The sequence below is a fragment of the Microbulbifer epialgicus genome, assembly GCF_041447265.1.
Classification (GTDB): Bacteria; Pseudomonadota; Gammaproteobacteria; order Pseudomonadales; family Cellvibrionaceae; genus Microbulbifer; species Microbulbifer epialgicus.
Genome location: NZ_JBGMEK010000226.1, coordinates 1 through 1,285, shown reverse-complemented (window position 1 = coordinate 1,285; position 1,285 = coordinate 1). Strand labels below are relative to the sequence as shown.

Sequence of the window (1,285 nt, the reverse complement as noted above, 5' to 3'; positions counted from 1 at the left end):
GCCTGGCACTGGATTTAGGCCGAACTAAACAGCCCCTCTCCTGCAGTGTCAGGTTCATCGTATTGTTGTACAAGACCGCTGGCACCATCTGTCCGCTCCTCTCCCTTTATAAAGGAAATTCCTTTTTTCGCCTTAGGCCACACTCTGCAACTCAATTTTGTGGGCTCATCACACTGCCCACACTCTACCACCAGATCTTGGATTTGCAATCCAGCCGGGAGTGTTTGATCTTTCATTAACCCTACCAGATCACTACATAGATCATGCTTTCTCTTATTGCTTCCAGCATATAATCCATAACTCCGTACCATATGTTTGCCTGCCGGGGGTATGTGCTGCAATACTCGTCTTAGAAACTCTTTTGGCTTCAAACTCAGTTGTTTACGCCGCTGATCACGGTGATCAAAATAGCGAAACACCAGAGCCTTAGAATCCACATTCAAGATCTGCTTTGGCTTGAGTGGGCCACCTTTGATATAGCGTGAAAAATACAGTAGTACACCTTGCCCGTGATCATATCGATCCTGAATGCGAACTGACCATTCTTTGCGATAGCAAGCTTTAAAAAGGATATCAAATTGGCCATCTGACCAATTTGGAGGAAGTTTTAGCAACCCGGCTCGATACTGCTCCAGTAGCAGTGCTTGAAATTTTCCCCGGTAAAGACCCTTAACAACTCGTATAGGTAATAAGTACTCACCGGTTTCTTTCCAGCTTTCCCTTACAGTTAAACCCCCAGCAGTTATTAAGCAGTGTATATGGGGATGTAAAGTTAATTGTCTTCCCCAAGTATGCAGTGCCATAAGCATCCCAGGGATTACTCCGTGGTATTTTTTACTGGCCATCAATTCAAGTAGCGTTTCTTTACTTGAAAAGAACAGCAAATCTGTAAGCTTCTCCTCGTTGTATTGCCACAACGGCAAATACTCATGAGGTATTGTAAAGACAACATGAAAATGTTCTGTATCAAATAACTTGCGACGCTGCTGATCAACCCACTGTAGCTGTTTCCGACCTGAACAGAGGGGGCAGCTTCTGTGTCTGCAGGAATGATACTGTTCAGTTACATGGTTGTGCTTACAGCGATAATAACTGCTTCCCATCGCTTTTGTACGGCACCCTTGAATCGATGAGATAGCCTTCAAATTTTTTAGTGGTTGCGCAGTTTTAGATAAATAACCACTGTACGCAGAAAATATATTTTGCAATACCCGGTTATGCATTTTCTAAAATGCCTCTTATAATTTGAAAGTGGCACCACTCCCGCGTAGCGGGTTTGTACAAC

The 1,285-nt window shown here is 43.8% G+C and carries 1 protein-coding gene; it reads right to left on the bottom strand.

Annotation, left to right across the window (positions count from 1 at the left end; all coding sequences use genetic code 11):
* Positions 1-14: 14 nt before the first annotated feature.
* Positions 15-1,223, bottom strand: coding sequence for an IS91 family transposase (locus ACCI49_RS24670; RefSeq protein WP_371841913.1), 1,209 nt, complete (start codon positions 1,221-1,223; stop codon positions 15-17).
* Positions 1,224-1,285: the final 62 nt, after the last annotated feature.

What these genes read in the sequence shown, in the direction of transcription:
- ACCI49_RS24670 (WP_371841913.1), bottom strand. Translation starts at nt 1,223, where the DNA reads ATGCATAACCGGGTATTGCAAAATATATTTTCTGCGTACAGTGGTTAT.